Raw genomic sequence first — 21,838 nt, 5'->3', positions numbered from 1 at the left:
GTCTCGACGGCGCCCGACCGCGAGCGGAACCGGGGACGGACGCGACTGTCTTCGGGATCATACCGATGTGCCGCAAGTGCGGCCAGCATCCGATGAGCCGGAGGGAATGGCTTGCTATAGTGCGAACACTTGCGGTCTTCAGGGCCGCCCACCCGGCGTCCCGGAATCGGGCCTGCCGGACTGCCACCGCAGCAACCCGGAGGCCTTGTGAGTCGTCATTTTGGTTGGATCGTGACCCTGATCGTGCTGGGTATCCTGCTGTTGCTGGTGATGGTCCAGATCGACCGCCAGTGGCAACGCATGGCCTCCATGCAGAACACCATGACCGAGCAGGCCCGGGACCTTCGTGCATTGCGGCGCAGCCTGCAGGGCCTGGAATCCGACCTTGCCTCCGGGCGCTTCGCCGGGATGGATGGCGAGCGTGCCGCGCGGGCGGACGACGTCCCCTCGGCGTTCCGGCGAGCGGCGCGCGCGGCCGAGCAGGAGGACTACGCCGAGGGTGACTGGCTGGTGCAGGCCTTTGGCACGGGCCTGGCGACCATCACGCCGTATGTCTCCTCCGATGCCTATGCCTCCGAGGTGCAGAACTACGTGCTGGAGTCGCTGGTGGTGCGTGACCCGGAGACGCTGGAGTGGCAGGGGTTGCTGGCCGAATCCTGGGGGTTCGACGATACCGGTACCGAGCTGACCTTCCGCCTGCGCCCGGGGCTGCAGTTCTCCGATGGGGAACCGCTGACGGCCGAGGATATCCGCTTCACCTTCGATTTCCTGATGACCGACGCCATCGCGGTGCCGCGGGCGAGGGCCTTCCTGGAAAAGATCGAGGCGGTCGAGGCCGTCGACGCGCGCACGGTGCGGTTCGTGTTCGAGGAGCCATACTTCGACGCCATGCGGGTGGCGGGCGGCCTGGATGTCCTGCCGGAACACTTCTATGGGCGCTACCTGGAGGATCCGGAGACCTTCAACGAGTCGCGCGGCATCCTGCTGGGGTCCGGACCCTACCGCATGGAGGATCCGACCGGCTGGACCCCGGATGCCGGCCGTATCGAACTGGAGCGCAACCCGCGTTACTGGGGACCGGTGGAGCCGTCGCTGGATCGGCTTGTGTGGCGGGTCATCCAGAATGACAGTGCGCGCCTGACCACCTTCCGCAATCGCGATATTGACGTCTACGGGGCGCGTCCACGCGAATATGCCCGGCTGCGCGACGACGAGGCCCTGCGCGAGCGCGCGGATACCCACGAGTACATGAGCCCCACGGCCGGCTATTCCTACATTGCCTGGAACCAGCAGCGCGATGGCGAGCCGACGCGTTTCGCCGACCCGCGGGTGCGCAAGGCGATGAGCTACCTGACCGACGTTGACCGGCTGATCGAGGAGGTCATGCTGGGGTATGCCGAGCGCGCGATCTCTCCGTTTTCGCCGCGCAGCGATCAGCACAATCCGGATCTCGATCCGATCCCCTATGATGTCGAGCGTGCCCTGGAACTGCTGGCCGAGGCCGGCTTCCGCGAACGCAATCGCGATGGCGTGCTGGTCAACGAGGACGGCGAGCCGTTCTCCTTCGAGTTGTCGTATTTCCAGGACAACGAGGACACCCGCCGCATCGCGCTGTTCCTGCGCGACCTCTTTGCGCGGGCCGGGATCGAGATGCGCCCGTCGCCGACCGAGTGGTCGGTGATGCTGGAACAAATCACCCGCCAGGATTTCGATGCCATCACCCTGGGCTGGACCAGCGGTGTGGAGGTGGATATCTACCAGATGTTCCACTCCAGTCAGGTGGTTTCCGGTGGCGACAACTTCATCCACTACCAGAACCCCGAGCTGGATGCGGTGATCGAGGCGGCGCGTGGCGAGGTGGACGAGCCCGCGCGCATGGAGCTTTGGCGCGAGGCCGAGCGCATCCTGCACGAGGACCAGCCGTATACCTTCCTGATGCGGCGCCAGACCCTGGCCTTCATCGACCGGCGCATCCAGAACCTGGAGCAGACCGCGCTGGGGCTCAACCTGGGGGCGGTGCCGCTGGAGATCTACGTCCCGTTCGAATCGCAGCGGTACGGGCAGTAGCCGGCGATGCCCATGGAAGCTGAAGCGGCAGGGGAGCGCCGCACGCGATGCTGACCTACATCCTGCGCCGCATGCTCCTGATGGTGCCGACCCTGTTCGGGATCACCGTGGTCGTGTTTGCGGTGATGGCGGCCGCGCCCGGTGGGATCAGCGCCCTGACGCTGGTCGAAGGGCAGGGCCTGGAGCCCCAGGCACAGAAGGCGATGGAGGACTACTACAACCAGCTCTACGGGCTGGATCAGCCGGCCCCGGTGCAGTTCGGGCGCTGGCTGAACAACATCTCGCCGATCGGATTTGCCCAGGACGCGGATGGCTCGCTGACCGGCTGGCCACACTTCAAGGTCCCCAATCTGGGCACCAGTTTCCGCTATGGCCGGCCGGTGATCGATCTGGTGGCCGAACGCTTGCCGATCACGTTGCTGCTGAACGTACTCTCCATCCCGCTGATCTACATCGTCGCGGTCGCGGTGGGGGTGCGCGCGGCCACCCAGCATGGCCAGGCCTTCGATTCGCAGTCTGGCGTCGTGCTGCTGGCCCTGTGGTCGGTGCCGACCATGCTGGCCGGCGTGTTGCTGATCGGCTTCTTTGCCTCCGACCAGTTCTGGCAGTGGTTCCCCACCGGGGGGCTCAGCCAGCGCGCGGCGCTGGACATGACCTTCCTGCCCACGGTGGAGGTGGTCTGGGCGTTGCCGTTGTTGCTGATCCTGCCGTTTCTGGGGGTGGCGCTGGGGATCTACCTTGCGCGCTACCTGCCCGCCCGTATCCGCGGCGGAGTCGGGGCGGCACTCGGGGCCGTGTGTGGCTGGCTGATGTTCCGCGATCTGGCACCGGCCGGGATGGTCAGTACCGCAGTGGCCGTGCTTCTCGGGGGCGGGGTGGGCTGGATGATGGCGCACAGCGACTGGGGCGTCCTGCGCGGGTTTTATCTGGGCACCCTGGGGCTGGGTGCCGGGCTGGCGCTGGCGCTGGGTCTGGCGCCGGGCCATATGGTGCCGGGCTTCCTGCTGGACCGGGCCTGGCACCTGGTATTGCCAGTGCTGTGCCTGTCCTACGGCGGGTTGGCATTCCTGGCCAAGCTTTCGCGTTCGGCGGTCCTGGAGAACCTGACCTCGGATTATGCGCGTACGGCGCGCGCCAAGGGGGTGGCCGAGCACGACGTGCTGTGGCGTCACGTGTTCCGCAATTCCCTGCTGCCCCTGATCACCGTGTCGGCCACGCTGCTGCCCTCGCTGCTGGCCGGCTCGGTGATCGTGGAGGCGATCTTCTCCATTGATGGCATGGGCAAGCTGGCGGTGGAGGCCGTGCAGACGCGCGACCGCGAGCTGGTGTTGTCGATCACCCTGATCTCCGGCGTGCTGACCCTGGTGGGCTATCTGCTGGCGGATCTGGCCTACGCCATCGTCGACCCGCGGGTGAGCTATGACTGAGACCGCGCACAACACGCAGCAGGCGGAGCGCCGCAGCCGTTCCTGGGCCCGGCGCGTGGTGGGCGAGATCCTGCTGCGCTGGGGTGCCCGCCTCGGGATTGGCTGGATCGCGCTGCTGACCCTGGTTGCGGTCCTCGCGCCGGTGCTGGCGAATTCCCACCCGCTGCTGGTGCAGACCGCCGACGGCGCGTGGGCGCTGCCGTTTCTGCGCTACCTGACGGCGGCGGACGTCACCCTGTTTGGTTTGCTGGTGCTGGCACTGATCTTCTGGCGTCTGCCCGGGCGGCCATGGCGGCGCTTCGGTCTCTGGGCTGTGCTGGGCGCGGTGCTGGGCGTGGTGGCCTGGCAGACGGTGTCGCCGCCGTCGCTGGTGATTCACGAGCAGTACCGCGAGGCCGAGGTGATGGGCGAGTATCAGCGGGTAATCCGCGCGCCGATCCCGTACTCGCCGCGCGACTACCTGCGCGATTACGCCGATACCGGGCTGGAGGCCCCGCGCGAGTCCCCGGATCGGGTGCACTGGTTCGGTACGGACGATACCGGCGCCGACGTGCTCTCGCGCATGATCCACGCCACGCGCATCGCGCTGTCCATAGGCTTCATCGCGACCGGGATTGCGCTGGGGATCGGGGTGATCCTGGGTGGGCTGATGGGCTATTTCTCGGGGATCGTGGACATGATCGGGATGCGCCTGGTGGAGATCTTCGAGGCCATCCCGACGCTGTTCCTGCTGTTGACCTTCGTCGCCTTCTTCGGCCGTTCGCTGTACCTGATGATGCTGATCATCGGCCTGACCTCATGGTCCGGCTACGCCCGTTATGTGCGTGCCGAGTTCCTGCGCCTGCGCCAGCAGGATTTCGTGCAGGGGGCCATCGCCTCGGGGCTGTCGCTGCCGTCCATCCTGTTCCGGCATATGCTGCCGAACGGCATCGCGCCGATCCTGGTTGCGGCCAGTTTTGGCGTCGCCTCCGCGATCCTCGCCGAGGCGACCCTGTCGTTCCTCGGCCTCGGCCTGGTGGATGACCCCTCCTGGGGCCAGATGCTGAACCAGGCGGTGCAGAGCTCCACCTTCAACTGGTGGATGGCGGCCTTCCCCGGGGGCGCGATCTTCCTGACCGTGTTCGCCTACAACCTCATCGGCGAGGCCCTGCGTGACGCAGTGGACCCGCATGCCCGCTCCGCCGCGCGCACCGCCAATCGCGATGATGGTGCACGCCCGGCGGCCGGTGCCACCAGCGCCACCAGTGGCGGGGTGCGCTGACCATGCTGGAGGTGCGCAATCTGCAGATTCGCCACCGCGACGGCGAGGCGGCGCTGGTGGAGGATGTGAGCTTCGCCATCCGCGAGGGCGAGCTGTTTGCCCTGGTCGGGGAGTCGGGCTCCGGCAAGTCGATCACGGCGCTGGCCATCATGCGTCTGCTGGATGCGGGCTTCGAAAGGCCCTCGGGCGAGGCCTGGCTGGCCGGACGCGAAGGCCGCCAGGAGTTGCTGGGGCTTCCCAGCGCGGCGATGCAGCATGTGCGCGGCGACCGCGTCGGCATGATCTTCCAGGAGCCGATGACCTCCCTGAACCCGGTGCTGAAGGTGGGCGATCAGATCGAGGAGGTGCTGCGCCTGCATCGCCCGCAGATGAGTCCGGAGCAGCGCGCGGCGCGCACCCTCGAGGTCTTGAGCGAGGTGCAGTTGCCGAACCCCGAACAGCGCCGCGACGAGTACCCGCACAAGCTCTCCGGCGGCCAGCGCCAGCGCGTGATGATTGCCATGGCCCTGGTTGCCGAGCCGGATCTGCTGATCGCGGACGAGCCGACGACCGCGCTGGACGTGACCATTCAGGCCGAGATCCTGAAGCTGATCGACCACCTGCGCGAGAAGAACGGCATGGCGGTGCTGCTGATCACCCACGACTTCGGCGTGGTGGCCTCGGTGGCCGACCGCGTGGCGGTGATGCGCCAGGGGCGCCTGGTGGAGCAGGGTGAATGCCTGCCGCTGCTGCGCGCTCCGCAGGACGCCTACACCCGCAAGCTGATCCAGGCACTGCCGGAGAACCTGCCACCGCTGCCGCCGGTGCCGGGCGCGGGGCGCGAAGCGCTGTTGCAGGTGTCCGGCCTGCAGGTGCACTTCCCGGTGCTGAAGGGCCTGATGCGTCGCCAGGTGGATGTGGTGCGGGCGGTGGATGACGTCAGTTTCGAGCTGGAGAACGGCGAGGTGCTGGCCGTGGTGGGGGAGTCCGGCTGTGGCAAGACCACCCTGGGCCGCGCGATCCTGCGCCTGATCGAGCCGACCGGTGGCGAGATCCGCTACCGGGGCGAGTCGTTGACCCACATGGCACGCAAGCCGTTGCGCCGGCTGCGGCGGCACCTGCAGGTGGTGTTCCAGGACCCGGCCTCGTCGCTGAACCCGCGCCTGAACGTGCTGACGCTGCTGACCGAGCCGATGGCGGTGCATGGCATCGGCGCCAATCAGGATGAGCGGATCGCCCTGGCCGGCCAGGTGCTGGATCAGGTGGCGTTACCGGAGGACACCCTGTGGCGCTATCCGCACGAGTTCTCCGGTGGTCAGCGCCAGCGTATCGCGATCGCGCGGGCCCTGGTGCTGGACCCGGACGTGATCATCTGCGACGAGGTGACCAGCGCGCTGGACGTATCCGTCCAGGCAGAGGTGCTGCAGATCCTGGGCCGGCTACGCGCGGAGCGACGTCTGGCGATGATCTTCATCACCCACGACATGGGCGTGGTCGAGTACTTCTCCGACCGCATGCTGGTGATGCACGACGGGCGTATGGAGGAGATCGGCGCCACCGCCGAGGTGCTGGCCAATCCGCAGGCCGACTACACCCGCCACCTGCTGGATGCCGTGCCGCGCGTCTCGCGTTATCTGTAAGCCCGCCCGCCCGCGCTGTGCGGTGCACGGCCGCCGTCTGGCGGTTGCGGGTCGCTTACCGTAGCGAATCCTTTCCTGGTGTTCTCTGCGTGTGTTCCGTGCCCTGTGCGGTGAACAACGGCCTTTCCGCTCTGCTGACCCGTGTGGGGTCGATCTACTTCTGGCAGGCGGGGCAGTAGCTGCTGGCGCGCTGGCCGATGCGGCGCGTGCGCAATACCTCGGCGCAGACCGGGCAAGGCTCGCCGGCGCGGCCGTAGACGCGCAGCGACTGGCGGAAGTAGCCGTGGGTGCCGTCCTCGTGCAGGAAGTCGCGCAGGGTGGTCCCGCCCTGTTCAATGGCCGCCGCCAGCACCGCCTTGATGTGACTTGCCAGGCGCTCGTATTCGGCGCGCGTGACGCGTCCGGCCGCGCGCCCGGGCCGAACGCCGGCGAGGAACAGGGCCTCGGTGGCGTAGATGTTGCCCACTCCTACCACGATCGCCTGATCCATGATGAAGGCCTTGACCGGGCCCCGGCGGCCGCGGCTGCGGCGGAACAGGGAGTCGCCATCGAATTCTGGGTCCAGGGGTTCCGGGCCGAGGTCGGCCAGCAAGGTGTGGGATAAGCCGCCCTCGGGGAGCGGCAGGCAACAGCCGAAGCGGCGCGGGTCGTGCAGTCGAACCTGGTAGCCGTTGTCCAGGTGCAGGGTCAGGTGATCGTGCCGGCGCAAAGGCGTCTCGGGCGTGCAGTGGCGCAGGCTCCCGGACATCCCGAGATGCAGCAGGAGGCCGGTACGATCGGTCTCCAGCAACAGGTATTTGGCGCGCCGGGTCAGGCTGCGGACCTCGGCGCCGGCCAGTTGCTGCACCAGCTCCGGCGGCACCGGCCAGCGCAGGCGCGGCTCGCGGACCTCGAAGGCCGTGATGCGGCGCCCGGCCAGCAGGGGGGCGAGCCCGCGCCGGGTGGTCTCGACCTCGGGCAGTTCAGGCATGCACGCCCTCGATTTCCAGCAGCAGCTCGCGCCGGCAGACGTCGCCGCGGACCCACTGGACGATCGGCCCCGGATGGACGTCGTGGTAGTGCTCGGCGAGGACCGCGGCGACCTTGGCCCGGTCTTCCGGGTGTCGCAGGTAGACGCGCAGCCAGGCCGGGCGTGGCAGTTCGTGGCCAGCGGTGTCATGCAGGGACCGCAAGTTGGCCAGGGTCTCGCGTGTCTGGGCGACGACGTCGTCAGGGTGACGGCTCTCGTGGCCGACGATGCTGGCGGTACCGGAGAGCAGGATGAGTGGGCCGCCCGCGGTTTCCAGGCGGGTCGCGCGGGCGAAGGTCGGGCTCTTCGGGCTGTAGCGCGCCGGGTAATGATAGGCGCTGACCTGACGCGGGTTCTCCAGGGACTCGGCCGGGGTGCGAGTGGCGATCAGGTAGATGACCAGCTGGCGCTGGTCGCTCCCGATGGCCGTGGCGGCGGGCATGCTGGTCAGCGGGATCTCCAGGGTCTCAAGCGCGGTGGCGCGGCCCATGCAGAAGGCCTGATAGCGTTCCAGCCCGTCCTCCTCGGCATGGATGTCGCCAAAGTAGTTCCATACGCGTGCCAAATGCTCGAAGCCGCGCGCTCGGCAGGCGGCCAGCAGGGCGCGGTAGGCGTGTTCGGTCTGCTCCCGGAGGCCGTTATCCGGTCCGCTCCAGGTCGCGAAGAGGACGTCCTCGTGCTCCAGCAGGCGGACGGGCCCCTCGTGGATCGGCGTTGGCGTGCCGCTGGCGGTCCAGTACTCGACATAGTGATCCGGCGCCAGGGGGCGCAGGCCCGGGCGGATCTCCAGGTGGCCGGGCCCGCTGTCGATCCCGGCGGGTTCGCGCAGCCGGATGTGCATTCCCGTTTCGGGGCCGGCGGCGGCTTCCGGCATGAGCTGGCTGCGCAGGGTAAGGGGGGGCATCTAGTTCTCCGCCAGCGAGGCGAGCAAATCTTCGGTCCAGCGTACGGCCTCCAGGTAAAGACGGCTGGAGACCGGCGCCGGGACCGGGGCATTCGTGTTGTCCAGCGGGGGTGTCGGGCCTTCGAAGGCGGCGATGGTCGCCAGCAGCGGTGCCAGCGGTCCTGTGCCTTCCATCAGGGCCTGTTCCATTTCGGTGGACAGGCGGAGTTCGCCCAGGATGTGTCGCAGCGGTACCCCCAGCACGCGATCCATCCCGGAGAGCATGCCGAGGGTGAAGTAGCGCTCGCACTCCTCGGGGTGCAGGCCCAGGGCGCGCGCCATCAGCATGCCCATACGGGCACGGATCATGACCTGCTCGAGCCCGTGGGTGGGATTGCCGGTACCTCGCAGTACCATCAGCATCGCCAGGCGTTTGATGCGCCCCTGGCCCAGGCGCAGGATCGCGTTGTAAAGCGAATCGGTCGGGCGAGAGCCGCGATAGGCCGGGCTGTTGGCGATGCGCAGCAGCTGGATCGCGAGCCCGGGCTCGGCGGCGATCAGTTCCTCCAGCTCGGCCGGCGTCGGATCCGGCGCCTGTAGCGCCCGCAGGAGGCGCAGCAGGGCCACTTCCAGGCTCTCCAGGCGCTGCCCCTCGATCACGTGGGGGAAGGACAGGTGAAAGCCCTGGAACAGGCTGAAGCCAAGGGCCTGGCAGCGAGCATAGGCCTCGGCCGTTTCGACCTTCTCGGCCAGCAGTTCCACGTCGAAGGCGCCCAGGGTGGTGACTTCCTGTTCCAGGCGCTGGCCGCCCAGGGCGAGCACATCGAGCTTGACCAGATCCGCCAGTTCGACCAGCTCGGAATGGCTCTCCTGAAACTGGTAGTCATCCAGTGCGATGCGAAAGCCCCGGCCCTTCAGTCGGCGTACCGCGGCGATGACCTCGGCGTCGATCTCGATATCCTCGAGGATCTCCAGCACTACCTGTTCCGGTGGCAGGCTGGTGATGACCTCGTGTTCGAGAAAGCCGCGGGTGAGATTGACGAAGGCCAGGTGTTCGCCGACCAGGTGTTGGAGACCGATGTCGATGAAGGCGCTGCGCAGGAGATCGGAGGTGGCCAGGTCGCCGTCGGTGACCGAGGCGGCATCCAGATGCCCGGCGCGAAAGAGGAGCTCGAAGCCGATCAGATTCTCCTGATCGTCAAAGATGGGTTGCCGGCCGACAAAAATTGGTTGCATGCTTGCGCTAGGGAAACACTGATTAATGTACACGCTCGCGCTCGAGTCGCTTTGGCGTGCGAACAAGGCGCGGTGATGGCCGTGCAGTCAGTCTGCACAAGAGGGCCGCAAGGCTGTGCGTCCGCCCGTTTTCGTCAACAACGGGCGGACCAGCCTCGGTGTTCAATCGCTTGCGGGGTTGGTGTCCCGGGTTCCCCGATCCTGCGGTGCGCCGCTTGCGGGTGGCATCACTCCCCGCTGCTCGACGCGCCGGGTCGCGGAAAACCTGAGGTACCAACGCGAGCGTGTACATTAATCAGTGTTTCCCTTGGTCAAAAACGGATGGTCGGCCACGACTGCGTGCGGCAGGCCGGCTCGGGAGGGACATAAGCACCATGGATTCGATTGATGCGCCATTTGGAGAAGTCGTGGAGTTGCGCCAGATCCTGCACGACTCGGGGGTCCCGCTGCTGCGGGTCATTATCCGCGATGGCGGGCGTTATACCAAGATCGAACTGGACCCGGCGACGGCTCACCGCTGGGGCCGCGTGATGACGCGCTGGGCGGAAACCGCCGCCGAGGGTGCCGCGACGCCAGGGGATGGCGGACAGCCGGATCCGGTCTGAGCCCGCATCAACGGGGGATATGGCTGGATGCATACGCGCTCGAGGCGATCTCGAGCGCGGACCGGGCGCGCTGAGCGAGGCGTGCCCGAGCCCCGCGAGCCGATTGCAAGTGGTAAACGGTGCGCTAACGCGAATGCGTTTGCCGGTTCGTTTCTCGCTCGCGCCAACGCAAAAAGGCCCGGAACCGCGTAGGCGGGCCGGGCCTTTTTTCGCCTGCTGTCAGGCAATCGAGCCGATAGGCGCGATTACTTGATCTTGGCTTCCTTGTACATCACGTGCTTGCGGACGACGGGATCAAACTTCTTGATCTCCATCTTCTCGGGCATATTCCGCTTGTTCTTGGACGTGGTGTAGAAGTGCCCGGTGCCGGCGGAGGACACCAGGCGGATCTTGTCGCGTGCGGACTTGGCAGCCATCGTGAAGCCTCCTTAGACCTTTTCACCGCGGGCACGGCAGTCCGCCAGGACCGCGTCGATGCCGCGCTTGTCGATAATCCGCATGCCCTTGCAGCTAAGGCGCAGGCGTACGAAGCGGTTCTCGCTCTCCACCCAGAAACGGTGGAAATGCAGATTGGGCAGGAAGCGCCGCCGCGTCTTGCGGTGAGCGTGAGAAACGTTGTTACCGGTCGCCGGGCGTTTGCCGGTCACCTGACATACTCGGGCCATCGGGGGACTCCGGAATTTGGGTCTACCAGAAAGACGGCGGACTATAGCGTAGCCCCGGGGCGGGTGCAAGGGAGGCGCTGATCAATTCGGGAACATTCGCGGCGGTTTTGGGGCAGGACGCCGTGCCCCGAAAGGCCAATCGGTTCGAGTGTGAACGTGAACGAGCCGGTTAGCGGTTGTTTGCTCGCTTGAGGGCCGCTCCCTCATCGGTCTCCGGGCACAGGCCGGGTACGAGGCCCCGGTCGTGGGCCCAGGCGATGATCGCCTCCAGTGGCATCGGGCGGGCGATGCCGAAGCCCTGAGCCGCGTTGCATCCGTAGTCGCGCAGCCGCGCCAGGGTGGCCGCGTCCTCGGCCCCCTCGGCGACCACCTTGAGGCCCAGGTCCCGGGCCAGGCTGATGCTGGCGCGAGTAATCTGCTCGTCGACCGGGTGCTCCAGCATTTGCCGTACAAAGGCCTGATCGATCTTGAGAGTCGTCACCGGCATGCGTTTGAGGTAGGCCAGCGACGAATAACCGGTGCCGAAGTCGTCGATGGCGAGTTCCAGTCCGGCCTCGGTCAGGCGACGCAGGGCCCGGATCACCTCGTCCGGGTCCGCCATCAGGGCGGTCTCGGTGAATTCGAGTTCCAGGGCGCAGGGTGGAAGCCCCGAGACGCGAACCTTCTCCAGCAGGCGATCGGCAAATCCGGGGTCGAGGAAGTTGCGCGCCGAGATGTTCACGCTGACGGGCATGTCCAGGCCTTCGGCGCGCAGGCGGGCGATGTCGGCCAGTGCGAGATCAAGGACCTGGTCGGTGAGGTTGTGGATCAGTCCGGTGCGCTCGGCCGGCGGGATGAACTGGTTGGGAGGGATGCGGCCGCGAACCGGGTGTTCCCAGCGTAGCAGGGCCTCCAGGCCCATCACCTGATCGCTCGCGAGATTGACCTTCGGCTGGTAGTGCAGGCTTAGCTGGCCGTCGTCCAGTGCGCTTTGCAACTCGCCCAGGAGTTCCACGGTGTACAGGCTGTGCTCGTTGCTGCGGCGGTTGTAACTGCGGTAGCGGCGCCCCGAGTGACTGGCCTCGTGCATCGCCATCCAGGCCTTGGTCAGCAGTCGGGTGGGTTCATCCTGCTCGTGAAAGGGGAAGGAGGAGACGCCCGCGTGGGCCCCGAGATAGACCGGGATCTCGAAGACCTCGAAAGGCGTTTGCAGGCATTCGATCGCGGCGCGTGTGACGGCGAGGGTCTCTTTGCGGCTGCGGTGCGGCAGGATCAGGGCGAAGTGATCGTCGTGGATGTGGAACACGGTCGCCCCGGCGGGCTCGGCCACTGCCTGCAGGCGCTCGGCAATGGATCGCAGCAGCGGACGCTCGGCGGCGAAGCCCAGGGCGCCAATGCTGTCCGGGTAGTTGTCCATCTGCAGGCTGATGACGAACACGCGGGTGGCCGCGGCTTGCGGGGCGTCGGCCTGGTGCATCAGTTGCCGGGCGTATTGTTCCAGTGACTCGCGATTCGGCAGGCCGGTAACCGGATTGTTGTAGGCCTGTTCCAGAAGCCGTTCGGAGTGGCGGCGCAGGGTGTCGAACAGCCAGCCAGAGAATCCCCCGAGGACGATGTAGATGCCGGTGCGCGTGAGCCAGTTCAATGCGGGTTGAGCCGCCCCGGTGGCGGTATCCAGGGGCATGAACGGACCCAGGAGCAGCCCCGCCAGCAGCCCGAAGGCCAGCCCGCCCCACAGCCCGAACAGGGCGGCCCCCAGCAGCACCGGGATGAGGATGAAGTTGAGGTAGGCAGTGGAGGTGCCGCCGGTCTCGTATACGATCAGCGCGACCAGCGCCATCAGGAGCGGGACGGCAGCGGCCCCGGCGAGTCGCCAGCCTCCGGGGATCCCCTGTGAGCGGGCATGCGACCAGGCGGAAAACGGAGGCGGCGCCATTTCGCTTCCTTCGGCTTGCGCCATTGGGTTGCCGCCTCGTTTATAGACGTTACGGTCGGGTTTTGTGTATGCGGTCCGGAATCGCCGCGTCGCGAGAAGTGGTCGCTGTTGCCGGTCGCGGGGGCTTGGTAGCATTCCTCGACCAGGGTTTCCCTGATTGTCTGGAACCTTCTACTTGGCGGAGCGGCATGGCCGATCGGCGTTTGCAGGTCTTTCTTACGGTGGCACGGTTGCTGTCCTTCACCCGCGCCGCCGAGGTGCTGCACATGACGCAGCCCGCGGTCACCTTTCAGGTGCGCCAGTTGGAGGAACAGCTGGATACCCGACTGTTCGACCGCAACCACAATCGAGTCACCCTGACCGATGCCGGACGGCTGGTACAACGATATGCCGAACGCATCTTTGACACCTATGGCGAGATGGAGGCCGCGCTGCGCGAACTGAAGGGCGCGGACGGCGGGGCGCTGGTGATCGGCGCCAGTACCACGGTGGCGGAATACATGCTGCCGGCGCTGCTGGGCGCATTCCGCCGCGAGCATCCGGATATCGGCATACGCCTGCGGGTGGGCAATACCGAGAATGTCGTGGTGATGGTCGAGGAGGGCAGTGTCGATCTCGGCATCGTCGAGGCCCCGGTGACCCACCGCAGCCTGCAGGTCCAGCCCTGTCTGGTGGACCAGCTGCGGCTGATCGTGCCGCCGGAACACGAGCTGGCCCGGCGCGACACGGTGACCGTCGCCGACTTCATCGAACGCCCATTCATATGCCGCGAGGAGGGTTCCGGGACCCGCGAGGTCATCATGGAGTACCTTGGGCGCGCCGGATACGACCGCAGCAGTCTGCGCGGCTGCATGGAACTGGGCAGCCCGGAGGCAATCAAGGGCGCGGTGGTGGCCGGCATGGGGGTCTCGGTGCTGTCCGAGGCGGTGGTGGCCAAGGAACTGGCCCTTGGCGAACTGGTGGCGTTGCCGCTGTCGCCGCCGCTGGAACGGCCGATCTCGCTGGTGCATGCGCGGCAGAAGTTCCGCGTACCCACGCTGGAGGTGCTGATGCAGTTCCTGCGCGGGTACTGCACCGGTCAGCGTCCGCTCGCCCCCGCATCAGAACTCAAACAGGATTGACGTGACATGAAGAACTACTGCGTGGTGCAGCATACCTATTCCGAGTTTCTCGGCCTGATCGAGTCGCAGCTGGAGAAGCGCGACATCGGCTTCTCCTACTACCGACCGTTCGTGGGGCAGGACCTGCCGGGCTCCGCGGCCCAGTTCGACGGGCTGTGGCTGCTGGGTGGCGCCTGGCCGACGGCGGATCACGAGGAGAATCCGCAGGTCCCGGACGAGCTGTCGCTGATCGATATCTTCCGCCGCTCGAAGCGTCCGGTGGTGGGCGTCGGTATGGGCGGGCTGCTGGTGGCCGAGCAGGCCGGTGGCACCGCGCATGAGGACCCGATGTACCGCGCCCGCTTCGTGACCGCGCACAAGACCGCGGCCGGGGAAGGCGACGCACTGGCCGAGGCCCTGGATGGCCGGCGGGTGCTGCAGCTGGTCAACGGCCGCGTCGACCTGCCGGAGGACGTGCAGCCGATCCTGGTGGACGACGACGGCGACTGGCTGGCGATCCGGCCGGACGAGCTGACCTATGGCATGCTGTTCCGACCCGAGGTGAAGCCCGGGATGCTCGAGGACATCATCATGGAGGCGCGGCACAATCCGCCGCCGAACATGGGCGAGCTCCTGGGCGAGGCGCGCATGGAATGGGGCGAGATGCAGAAGGTGACCGAGGACGTGCTGGTGGCCCTGGTGAAGACGCTGGGCCTGATGCAGGAACGCCGCAAGATGCCGGTGTTCAGCCTGAAGATCGAGGACGAGGGATGATCCCACCCCTGGGCATGGGCAACGAGGGGGGCCTGTCCGGGGGCGATCTCGGGTCGGTGCTCGGCGGTGCGCGCAAGAAGGGCCGGGAAGACCCGGCCAAGGCGATCGCCGAGATCGCCGCGCGGCTGTCGCCCGAGGATCAGGCCAGCCTGCTGAAATTCGCCCGCTTTTTGGAGCAGGAGTCTCCGGCCCCCGCGCCGGAACCGGTCCCCGAGCCGGAGCCGATCCCGCGTCCGGAGAGCGAGTCGGTAATTAAGGCGATGCGCCGGCTCTCCGCGACCTATCACATGCTGGATCGCTCCAAACTGCTGAACGAGACCTCGGCCCTGATGGGCCAGCACGTGATGCAGGGGCGCCCGGCGGTGGAGGTGATCGACGAGCTGGAGGTGGTCTTTCGGACTCATTACGAGAAGGCCGTCGTCCAGGATCCGACCCGACAGACGGATGCCGACCATGACGAGGCGCCGGGAGGGGCCTCGCAATGATCGATATCCTGCGCCAGTGGTACCAGCGTCATTTCACCGACCCGCAGGTGGTGATCCTGGCGTTTCTGCTGCTCGCGGGATTCCTGATCATCGTTTTTGCCGGGCGCATCCTGGCGCCGCTGCTGGCCTCGTTGATCATTGCCTATCTGCTGGAGGGCGCGGTCAAGAAGCTGACTCGGGTCCATGTGCCGCGGCTGCTGGCGGTCACCCTCGTGCTGATCGCCTTCCTGGCGCTGACGGTGGCGGCGCTGTTCAGCGTGGTGCCGCTGCTATCGGCCCAGGTGACCCAACTGGTGCGCGAGCTGCCGGGGATGATCCGTGAGGGACAGTCCCTGCTGCTGCAGCTTCCGGAGCACTATCCACAGCTGATCACCGACGAACAGGTGCGGGACTTGATGGGAGCGATCCAGGCCGAGGCGACCCTGCTGGGCCAGCGCGTGCTGTCGTTCTCGCTGTCCTCGGCGCGGCATATTGTCGACGTGGTGATCTATTTGATCGTGGTCCCGCTGATGGTGTTCTTCATGTTGAAGGACCGCGATCTGATCCTGAACTGGATCCGCGGCTTTATGCCCCAGGACACCCACCTGGCCAGCGAGGTCTGGACCGAGGTGAACCTGAAGATCGCCAGCTACGTGCGCGGCAAATTCATCGAGATCGTGATCGTCTGGGCGGTCACCTTCCTTACCTTCAACTGGTTCGGGCTGGAATACGCCGTGCTGTTGTCGTTCATGGTGGGCATCTCGGTGATCATTCCGTACATCGGCGCGGCCGTGGTGACCATCCCGGTGGCGGCGGTCGCATACTTCCAGTTCGGCCTGAGCTCCGAGTTCGCCTGGGTACTGATTGCCTACGGGGTGATCCAGTTTATCGACGGCAACGTGCTGGTGCCGCTGCTGTTTTCGGAGGTCGTCAACCTGCACCCGGTGGCGATCATCGCCGCGGTGTTCGTGTTCGGCGGCATCTGGGGGCTTTGGGGGGTATTCTTTGCCATCCCGCTGGCGACGCTGGTGCATGCGGTGATCAAGTCCTGGCCGCGCGCCCAGCGGCCGCCGCCGGAGTCCTCTGGAGAGCCGGCGGCCGCCGCGGCCGAAGCCGCCACCAAGTAGCCCGACATCCCTGATCGCCGGCCCGCCCGTGTGCGGGTTCGGCGGTCTGCCCGTGACATCAAGAACAAGAAGAACGCATGACCGGAACCGAGATCCTGATGAACGTGACACCCCAGGAGAGCCGAGTGGCCCTGGTGGAAAATGGCGTCCTGACCGAACTGCACCTGGAGCGCGCCCGCCGCCGCGGGATCGTGGGGAACATCTACAAGGGCCGGGTGGTGCGGGTACTGCCGGGCATGGATGCGGCCTTCGTCGATATCGGGCTGGAGCGCACGGCCTTTCTGCATGCCTCCGACGTGGCCCCGGTGGAGCGCGAGGAGCTCAATGGCAACGGCCCGTCTGCCGGCGACGCCCCTGCGGCGCCCGTGGCCGGCGGCAATGGCACCGGCACGCCGGCCCCGGTGGTGCGCGAGGGTATCCGCGAGCTGCTGCGCGAGGGGCAGGAGGTCCTGGTACAGGCAGTCAAGGACCCGCTGGGCTCCAAGGGCGCGCGGCTTACCACCTATATCACCCTGCCGTCGCGCAATCTGGTGCTGATGCCGAACCAGTCCAATGTCGGTGTGAGTACGCGCATCGAGGACGAGGGCGTGCGCGCACGGCTGCGTGCATCCATCGAGCAGTTGCGTGACGAGCTGGCGCCGCAGCACGGCTTTATCGTGCGCACGGCCGCAGAGCTGGCCGACCACGAGGCCATGTATAACGACACGGCGTTCCTGAAGAAGGTCTGGGATACCCTGCAGGAGCAGGCGGTCGGGGCCCCGCCGGGGACCGAGGTCTACGCCGATCTGCCGCTGGTGGAGCGCATCCTGCGCGACATGGTGGGGGGCGATATCGAGCGTATCCGCATCGATTCGCGCGAGACCTATCAGAAGGTCTGCGGCTTCGTCGAGCGCTACCTGCCGGAGCTGATCGGCCGGATCGAACACTATCCGGGCGAGCGCCCGATCTTCGACCTGTTCAACGTCGAGGAGGAGATCCACCGTGCCCTGGAGCGCAAGGTGGAACTGAAATCCGGTGGCTACCTGATCTTCGACCAGACCGAGGCGATGACCACGGTGGACATCAACACCGGCGGTTTCGTCGGCCATCGCAAGCTCGAAGAGACCATCTTCAAGACCAATCTGGAGGCCGCGCAGGCGATCGGTCGCCAGCTGCGCCTGCGCAATCTCGGCGGGATCATCATTATCGATTTCATCGACATGCAGGACGACGAGCACAAGCGCCAGGTGATCCGCGCGCTGGAAAAGGCCCTGGAACGCGATCATGTGAAGACCCAGACCTGCGACGTGTCGCCGCTGGGCCTGGTGGAGATGACCCGCAAGCGCACCCGCGAGAGCCTGGAGCACCAGATGTGCGAGCCCTGCCAGGTGTGCAGCGGGCGTGGCTATCTGAAGTCGGCCGAGACGGTGTGCTACGAGCTGTTCCGCGAGATCCTGCGCGAGGTGCGCCAGTACGACGCGCGCGAGATGCGCGTGCTGGCCTCGCAGAACGTGATCGACCTGTTGCTGGACGAGGAATCCGCCAGCCTGGCCGAGTTGCAGAGCTTTGTCGGCATCCCGATCCGCTTCCAGGTGGAGACGCTGTACACCCAGGAACAGTTCGACGTGGTCTTCGTCTGATCTACAAGTAGATTAAGTAGACAGGCACCCGGTCCCCGTCTCCGTCAGGGAGGAAGAGGCGCGAAGATGAATCGCCAGTGCGGACCCAGCACGGATACGGGTCCCGGTCGGCCGGGCGGGTCGGATTGTGCCTTCCCGGTGGAGAAATGAGACGCCTGTCACAAATCCTGAGGGTGGCGCTGGGCGTCCTCCTGGCGCTGATCATCGTGATCGTGCTGCTGCGCCTGGCGCTTCCGCACTGGGATGGCCTGCACGCCTGGGTGGAGGATACCGCCAGTGAGCAGCTCGAGCGCGAGGTCACGGCCGCAGGGATCGAGCTCGGTTGGACCGGCTGGTCGCCGGCGCTGGTGGCGCGCGATGTCCGCGTGGCGATGCCGGATGGTGAACCGGTCGCCATCGACCACCTCGGGGTCGCGCTGAGCGTCGGGGCCAGTCTGCGTAGTCGCCATCCATCCTTCACAGTGCATGTTCGGGGCGTCGAGCTGCGCCTGGTACGCCACGCCGACGGACGCTTTTCCCTGCACGGTCGCGAGCTTGGCATGGGCGAGGGCCGCTTGTTCACGTTCTCCGTGGAGCAGTGGCCGGATGTCGAGGCCGAGGCCATCCGGTTGGTCTGGGACGATCGCAGCGCCGGCCTGGAGTCCGATGCGCGACTGGACCGGGCCGCCCTGCGCACGGCGCATGACGGGTCGCTGCGGATGCACCTCGAAGGGGTGCTGGAAGGCGAGGCCGCGGGCGGGCACTTCGAATTGGGGCTGAAGGCCCCCGCTGCGGATTTGCGTGATGCGCGCTTCTTCCTGCGGGCCGATGCGGTCGACCTGACCGCCTGGCAGCCGTGGCTGGCCTACCTCGGCTGGCCCGCGCCCGAGGGCACGGCCGCGCTGCGTCTGTGGGGCGGACTCGACGAGGGGCGCATGGCCTGGCTGCGCGGGGAGCACGAAACCACCCTCAACCTGGCCGGGGAACCGGTCGGCCCGGCCATCGGACATCGTTTCGACTGGCGGGTGCAGGAGGATCGCCACCGCTCGTCCTGGAGCGGGACCCAGCCCGGTTCCGGCGATCTGCGACTCGCCTATCGCCTGGAGGGCAAGCCGGAGGGGCTGGTGGTGGACGCGGTGGAAATGGCCGCGCGCGATCTCGAAGTGGAACCCTACGCGCCGCTGCTCACGCTGCTTCAGGATGCGGCGCCCGAGTTGGCGGAGCGGATTGCGGACCTGCATCCGCGCGGCACCCTGGACTTCGCCCGGCTGGAGGCCCGCCGCGAGGATGGCCGTCTGCAGCCTGTCTGGGCGGAGGCCGACGTGCACGACCTTGGCTGGCGCGCGGGGGATCACGGGCTGGGCGTGCAGGGTGCCTCGGGGTATATGCAATGGCGCCGTGGCGGTGTGGAACTGCTGCTGGACAGCCGCGACCTGCAGATCGACCTGCCGCGTGTGCTGGCCGATCCGGTGCCGCTGGATACGGTGCGTGGACGGCTGCGTGCCGAGCGCGATGACGCCGGACACTGGCGCCTGGCGGGCGAGGGCCTGAATGCTGCCAATGCCCATGCCGCAGTTCGCGGCCGCCTGCGGGTGCTGCTGGATGGTCACGCGGCCGGACCCCGGGTCGATATAGCGATGGACATTCTGCGAGCCGACGGTGATCACACCGCGCGCTACCTGCCGCTTTACCACCTGCCGGACAACACCTACCAGTGGCTGGTGGACAGCATCGTTACGGGCACGTCCTCCGGCGGCGGCATGGCCTATCGCGGGCGCGGGAAAGATTTCCCGTTCGCCGGCGACGAGGGTGTGTTTGATCTCTGGGCGGATGTCGAGGCGGGCATCCTCGACTATCAGGAGGGCTGGCCACGAGCGGAGGACCTCAGTGGCCGGCTCCTGTTCCACAACGCGAGCTTCCGCGCCGAGGGTGCGCGCGGGCGCATTCTGGACACCGAGGTGCGCGACACCCGGATCGGGATCGAGGACATGGAGCATGCGGTCCTCGAACTGGAAGGCACGGCAGAGGGCGATGCGGCGGATCTTCTGGCCTACCTGCGCCAGGCCGAGTTGCTGGAGGAGGCGGCCGAACTCCGTGACCAGGCGCGGCTGGACGGGCCGACCCGGCTGGGTCTGTCGCTGAACCTCCCGCTGCAGGCGGGCCGAATGGCCGAGACCCGTGTCGCCGGTGATCTGGACCTGCGGGGGATCCGCGCCGAGGTCTCGGGCTGGCCGACCATTCTCGAGGCCGTGGAGGGACGGGTCCAGTTCGATACCGGGGATCGCGTGACGGCCGATGGGGTCACCGCGCGGGTTCACGGCGAGACGGTGACGCTGGGGGCGGACTGGCCGCTGGATGGCGAGACGGCGCGGTTGACGGCGCGCGGTCCGCAACCCCTGGCCCCGTGGCTGGAGGACTTCCCGGAGCTTGCGCCCTATCTCGACGGGGCGGCGCACTGGGATGCCCAGCTGCGCTTGGGGCCGGCGGTGGACGGGGTTCGTCTGGAGTTGCGCTCGGACCTGGTCGGGGTCGCGATCGACTGGCCGGAGCCGATCGGCAAGTCCGCGGCGGCGGCCCGCGAGCTGGAGCTGGCACTGCCGCTCGGGCATGACGGCGCCGGTATCGGCCACCTGACGCTGGGGCAGGTCCTGCGCGCACACCTGCGCCTGTCACCGGCGGCCGCGCCCGAGGACCCGGCCGTACGGGGTGCCGAGCCGCGTACGGCGGCGCGCGGGATCGGGTTGCCGGCGATGGCGCTGGAGATCGGCGCGCCGTGGGCGGGTGCCCTGGCCTTGCCGGGGGAGGGGGTCTCGGTGCGGGCGCGCCTGCCGGAGTTGGCGGTCGACCCTTGGTTCAAGGCCCTGAGCGAGGCCCCCTGGGGCGGCGATGTGGATCTGGGTGCGGCCAGCCAGAACTCTGGGGAAGCCTCGGGAGCGGTCGCGTTGACCCGCCTGGAACTGGATATCCGCGACCGGATCCGCTGGGGCGAGCAGGACCTTCCCGGTGTGCGCTTTCTCGGTCGACGCGGGGATGCGGGCTGGGATCTGGAGGCCACTTCCGACTGGCTGGCGGGCGAGGCACGCTGGCGCCCGATGGGTGCGGGCGGGCACGACCGCTGGGAGGCGCATGTGCGCCACCTGGTCCTGGAGGATCTTGAGTGGGACGGCGAGCCGGACCCCGATCCCGGGGTGAAGCCCGTCGCAGTCGGGGGCTTCGAGGACCCGCGCGTGTGGCCGGCCGTGGACTTGACCCTCGACAGCCTGGCGCTGGGGGATTACCGTTTCGCGGACATCGAGCTGGGGCTGGAGCCGCAGCCGAACGGTCTGGTCGTCCGGGACCTGGAGCTGCGGACCCCGGAAGGTGACCTGCACGCAGACGCCGTCGGGGTCTGGCGGGTGACCACCGGCGGTCTGCCGGAGACGCGCCTGGACGTGAGCCTCTCCGGCGGTGACTGGGGCCGGGCGCTCGAGTCGGCGGGGTTGTCGCGTGCGATGGTCGGCGGGAGCGGTGACGGTTCGCTGTCGCTGACCTGGCCGGGCCCTTTGTATGCCCCGCGCCTCGCGCAGCTGGCGGGCTCCATGGAACTCTCCCTGGAGGACGGGCGTCTGGCGGATGTCGAGCCGGGCGCCGGCCGCCTGCTCGGCCTGGTGAGCCTGGACGTGTTGCCGCGGCGGTTGCGGCTGGATTTCCGCGACGTGTTCACCGAAGGCCTGACCTTCAGCGAACTGATCGCGGAGGCGACACTGCGCGATGGTGATCTCTACGTGCCGGCCCTGCGCATGGAAGGGCCCTCGGCGCGCGTACGCCTGAGTGGCCGCACCGGGCTGGTGGCGCGCGACTACGATCACGAGATCGTGGTGGTGCCCAGCCTGCGTACCGCGCTGCCGATTGTCGGGGCGCTGGTGGGCGGGCCGGTTACCGGGGTCGTGGTGCTGCTTGCGGAACGCGTGCTGGGGATTGGGGATCAGATAGAAGAGGCGGCTCGTGTCGAATACTCGGTGACGGGCCCCTGGGACGACCCACAGGTGCGCGTGCTGGTACAACCGGCCGCGGGAGCCGATGGGGCTGACAACGACTAACGCCGGCAG

General features: G+C 67.5%; 17 protein-coding genes. 11 read left to right on the top strand and 6 right to left on the bottom strand.

All coding sequences use genetic code 11. The features are described 5' to 3' along the window. The first annotated feature begins 207 nt into the window (after positions 1 to 207). From F618_RS0105870 to F618_RS0105855, 4 genes are read left to right on the top strand one after another with little or no spacing between them, the layout of a single operon-like run. Positions 208 to 2,067 (top strand): peptide-binding protein, encoded by a 1,860-nt coding sequence (locus F618_RS0105870; protein WP_019568031.1) that lies wholly within the window; start codon positions 208 to 210, stop codon positions 2,065 to 2,067. Positions 2,068 to 2,114: 47 nt separating this feature from the next. Next, positions 2,115 to 3,494, top strand: a complete 1,380-nt coding sequence (locus F618_RS0105865; RefSeq protein ID WP_018143944.1) for an ABC transporter permease — start codon at positions 2,115 to 2,117, stop codon at positions 3,492 to 3,494. Further along, entirely contained in the window at positions 3,487 to 4,755 is a 1,269-nt protein-coding gene (locus tag F618_RS0105860) for an ABC transporter permease (RefSeq protein WP_019568030.1), read from the top strand. Before F618_RS0105865 ends, F618_RS0105860 begins: the two co-directional genes overlap by 8 nt. Positions 4,756 to 4,757: 2 nt before the next feature. After that, positions 4,758 to 6,374, top strand: coding sequence for an ABC transporter ATP-binding protein (locus F618_RS0105855; RefSeq protein ID WP_019568029.1), 1,617 nt, complete (start codon positions 4,758 to 4,760; stop codon positions 6,372 to 6,374). 154 nt (positions 6,375 to 6,528) lie between these two features. Here F618_RS0105855 and mutM read toward each other — a convergent pair whose 3' ends face one another. Genes mutM through F618_RS0105840 form a run of 3 tightly spaced genes read right to left on the bottom strand, consistent with a single transcriptional unit; the run spans position 6,529 to position 9,502 of the window. Further along, the gene (mutM, locus tag F618_RS0105850; protein ID WP_019568028.1) at positions 6,529 to 7,344 is read right to left on the bottom strand and encodes a bifunctional DNA-formamidopyrimidine glycosylase/DNA-(apurinic or apyrimidinic site) lyase; all 816 of its coding nucleotides are present in this window, start codon (positions 7,342 to 7,344) and stop codon (positions 6,529 to 6,531) included. Further along, positions 7,337 to 8,287, bottom strand: a complete 951-nt coding sequence (locus tag F618_RS0105845) for a hypothetical protein (RefSeq protein WP_019568027.1) — start codon at positions 8,285 to 8,287, stop codon at positions 7,337 to 7,339. The genes mutM and F618_RS0105845 overlap by 8 nt, the downstream gene beginning before the upstream one ends. Beyond that, entirely contained in the window at positions 8,288 to 9,502 is a 1,215-nt protein-coding gene (locus F618_RS0105840; protein ID WP_019568026.1) for an EAL and HDOD domain-containing protein, read from the bottom strand. A gap of 374 nt (positions 9,503 to 9,876) precedes the next feature. On the opposite strand from F618_RS0105840, the gene F618_RS0105835 reads away from it, so the two are divergent. After that, positions 9,877 to 10,107 (top strand): hypothetical protein, encoded by a 231-nt coding sequence (locus tag F618_RS0105835; RefSeq protein ID WP_018143938.1) that lies wholly within the window; start codon positions 9,877 to 9,879, stop codon positions 10,105 to 10,107. Between the two features lie 245 nt (positions 10,108 to 10,352). Here F618_RS0105835 and rpmG read toward each other — a convergent pair whose 3' ends face one another. From rpmG to F618_RS0105820, 3 genes are all read right to left on the bottom strand, one after another. Beyond that, a complete protein-coding gene (gene rpmG / locus F618_RS0105830) occupies positions 10,353 to 10,523 on the bottom strand; it encodes a 50S ribosomal protein L33 (RefSeq protein WP_017941410.1) in 171 nt (56 codons plus the stop codon). A gap of 12 nt (positions 10,524 to 10,535) precedes the next feature. Next, the gene (gene rpmB / locus F618_RS0105825) at positions 10,536 to 10,772 is read right to left on the bottom strand and encodes a 50S ribosomal protein L28 (RefSeq protein ID WP_018143937.1); all 237 of its coding nucleotides are present in this window, start codon (positions 10,770 to 10,772) and stop codon (positions 10,536 to 10,538) included. Positions 10,773 to 10,941: 169 nt separating this feature from the next. Beyond that, positions 10,942 to 12,687: a bifunctional diguanylate cyclase/phosphodiesterase gene (locus F618_RS0105820; RefSeq protein ID WP_019568025.1), complete on the bottom strand. Its 1,746-nt coding sequence runs from the start codon at positions 12,685 to 12,687 to the stop codon at positions 10,942 to 10,944. A gap of 188 nt (positions 12,688 to 12,875) precedes the next feature. Here F618_RS0105820 and F618_RS0105815 point away from each other — a divergent pair, with 188 nt between their 5' ends. The 6 genes from F618_RS0105815 (at position 12,876) to F618_RS0105790 (ending at position 21,829) form a co-directional block, all read left to right on the top strand. Next, complete coding sequence (locus F618_RS0105815; RefSeq protein ID WP_018143935.1) at positions 12,876 to 13,808, top strand: LysR family transcriptional regulator; 933 nt, start codon at positions 12,876 to 12,878, stop codon at positions 13,806 to 13,808. A 6-nt stretch (positions 13,809 to 13,814) separates the two neighbouring features. Further along, positions 13,815 to 14,561 carry a type 1 glutamine amidotransferase gene (locus F618_RS0105810; RefSeq protein ID WP_018143934.1) on the top strand — a complete coding sequence of 249 codons (747 nt, stop codon included), beginning with the start codon at positions 13,815 to 13,817 and terminating at the stop codon, positions 14,559 to 14,561. Continuing rightward, complete coding sequence (locus F618_RS0105805; protein WP_019563487.1) at positions 14,558 to 15,046, top strand: hypothetical protein; 489 nt, start codon at positions 14,558 to 14,560, stop codon at positions 15,044 to 15,046. The genes F618_RS0105810 and F618_RS0105805 overlap by 4 nt, the downstream gene beginning before the upstream one ends. Further along, positions 15,043 to 16,152 carry an AI-2E family transporter gene (locus F618_RS0105800; RefSeq protein WP_019568024.1) on the top strand — a complete coding sequence of 370 codons (1,110 nt, stop codon included), beginning with the start codon at positions 15,043 to 15,045 and terminating at the stop codon, positions 16,150 to 16,152. The genes F618_RS0105805 and F618_RS0105800 overlap by 4 nt, the downstream gene beginning before the upstream one ends. A 77-nt stretch (positions 16,153 to 16,229) precedes the next feature. After that, positions 16,230 to 17,771, top strand: a complete 1,542-nt coding sequence (locus tag F618_RS0105795) for an Rne/Rng family ribonuclease (protein ID WP_019568023.1) — start codon at positions 16,230 to 16,232, stop codon at positions 17,769 to 17,771. Between the two features lie 146 nt (positions 17,772 to 17,917). Beyond that, entirely contained in the window at positions 17,918 to 21,829 is a 3,912-nt protein-coding gene (locus tag F618_RS0105790) for a YhdP family protein (protein ID WP_038071258.1), read from the top strand. Positions 21,830 to 21,838 lie beyond the last annotated feature (9 nt).

The organism is Thioalkalivibrio sp. ALMg13-2, from assembly GCF_000381185.1.
Classification (GTDB): Bacteria; Pseudomonadota; Gammaproteobacteria; order Ectothiorhodospirales; family Ectothiorhodospiraceae; genus Thioalkalivibrio; species Thioalkalivibrio versutus.
Note: the sequence above shows the minus strand (reverse complement) of the source record. Positions and strands in the feature narration are given on the sequence as shown.